Genomic DNA, 2,323 nt, shown 5'->3' on the forward strand with positions numbered 1-2,323 from the left:
CCGGCACCGGCCGCGAGGCGCTGCTCGCCGGGCTGCGCGCTCTCGCCGCCGGCGAGCAGGCGCCGGGCGTGGTGTCCGCAGCCACCGCCGGGAACCCGGGCGGGACGGTCTTCGTCTTCCCCGGCCAGGGCTCCCAGTGGCCGGGGATGGCCGTGGCCCTGCTCGAGGCCTCTCCCGTGTTCGCGGCGTCGGTCGCGGCCTGCGCGGACGCGCTCGCCCCGTACGTCGACTGGTCGCTGCTGGACGTGCTGCGCGGGGTGGACGGCGCGCCCACCTTCGAGCGGGTGGACGTGGTGCAGCCGGCGCTGTTCGCGGTGATCGTCTCGCTGGCCCGGCTGTGGGAGTCGCTAGGCATCCGGCCCGACGCGGTCATCGGGCACTCGCAGGCCGAGATCGCCGCGGCGCACGTCGCCGGCGCCCTCACCCTGGACGACGCCGCCCGCATCGTCGCGCTGCGCTCCCAGGCGATCACGAAGATCGCCGGACTGGGCGGGATGGTCTCGGTGCCGCTGCCCGCCGCCGTCGTCGAGGCCGACCTGGCTGACCTGGCTGACCTGGCCGATCTGGCCGATCTGGCCGATCTGCTCGGCGATCCGGCCGGCGGGAGCCCGGGCGACGTCTCGATCGCGGCCGTCAACGGCCCGGCGGCCACCGTCGTATCCGGGCGGCCGGCCGTCCTCGACCAGCTGCTCGCCACCTACCAGGCCCGCGGGGTCTCCGCCCGGCGCATACCGGTCGACTACGCCTCCCACTCCGCCCAGGTCGAGGCCATCCGCGACGACGTGGAGAGCCTGCTCGCGGGCATCACACCGCGTCCCGCGGACGTCGCCTTCTACTCGACGGTGACCGGCGGGCGGCTCGACCCGGCCGAGCTGACCGGCGACTACTGGTACCGCAACCTGCGCCAGCCGGTCCGGCTCGACGACGCGGTCCGCGCGGCGCTCGCCGACGGCCACCGCACCTTCCTGGAGTCCAGCCCGCACCCCGTCCTGACCATCGGCATCCAGCAGACCGTCGACGACGTCGCCGAACACGGCCCGGCCGCCGCGCCGAACACCGGCGCCGGCAGCGTCCCCGGGCACACCACCAAGGACACCGCTGGGCACGGCGACGAGGACACCGCTGGGCACAGCGACGGGAACACTGCCGGGAAGACGGCCGGCGGGTGGGACGCGGCGGCGGGGCCCGTCCTGGTCACCGGCACGCTGCGCCGCGACGACGGCGGGTGGGACCGGCTGCTGCTCTCCCTCGCCGAGCTGTACGCGCACGGCGTCACGCCGGACTGGCCCGCCGTGTACGGGCCGCACGCCCGCGTCACCGAGCTGCCCACCTACCCGTTCCAGCGGGAACGTTACTGGATCACCGCGCCGGCACACGCCGGTGCCCCGGCACCGGGCCTGGCCGCCGGGCACCCGCTGGCCGACGCGGCGCTGCCCGTCGCCGGTGACGACAGCCTGCTGCTCACCGGGCGGCTGGCCACGGCCACCACACCCTGGCTGGCCGACCACACCGTCGCCGGCACCACGGTGCTGCCGGGCGCGGCGGCCGTCGAGCTCGCCCTGCACGCCGGGGCCCTGGTCGGCCACGGCCACCTGCGGGAGCTGACGTCGCACGCCCCGCTGGTGGTCCCGGACGGCGGTGGCATCCGCTTCCAGCTCGTGGTGGGCCCGCCGGAACGCGACGACCCCGGCATCCGGCCGGTGACGCTGTACTCCCGCCCGGAGGACCCCCGCCCGGCCGCGGGACGGCCGGACCCCGCCCGACCAGGCGACGGCTGGCCAGGCGCTGGCAGCCCGGGTGGTGGAAACGCCCACCCCGGCGACAGCGCCTCCTGGGACGACGCCCGGGACATCCCCTGGACCCGCCACGCCAGCGGCCTGCTCACCCAGGCGCCGCCGGCACCGGCCCCGGACGACCTCGCCGGGCAGTGGCCGCCGGCCGACGCGGTCGGCATCGGCCTCGACGGCTTCTACGACCGGCTCGCCGACGACGGGTACGGCTACGGCCCGCTCTTCCGCGGCCTGCACGCCGCCTGGCGGCACGGGGACGACGTCCTCGCCGAGGTCCGGCTGCCCGCGGACGCCGCCGAGGCCGACGGCTACGGGCTGCACCCGGCCCTGCTCGACGCCGCCCTGCACGCGGTCGTCGGCCTGCTGCCCGGCCAGGGTGACGCCCTGCTCCTGCCGTTCGCCTGGACGGACGTCTCGCTGGCCGCCACCGGGGCGGCCGCGCTGCGGGTCCGCGTGCGGCCGACCGGCACGGGCACGGTGAGCGTGCACGCCGCCGACCCGGCCGGCGCCGCGGTGGTGTCCGTCGGCACGCT

Annotated in this window: 1 protein-coding gene; it reads left to right on the forward strand. The window is 77.4% G+C overall.

From position 1 onward, the window contains the following. The coding region (locus NBW84_RS22660) for an acyltransferase domain-containing protein (RefSeq protein ID WP_250287249.1) at window positions 1–2,323 on the forward strand (2,323 nt) is incomplete at both ends.

The sequence above is a fragment of the Protofrankia sp. CiP1_Cm_nod2 genome (assembly GCF_920664355.1).
In the GTDB taxonomy this organism is placed as follows: domain Bacteria; phylum Actinomycetota; class Actinomycetes; order Frankiales; family Frankiaceae; genus Protofrankia.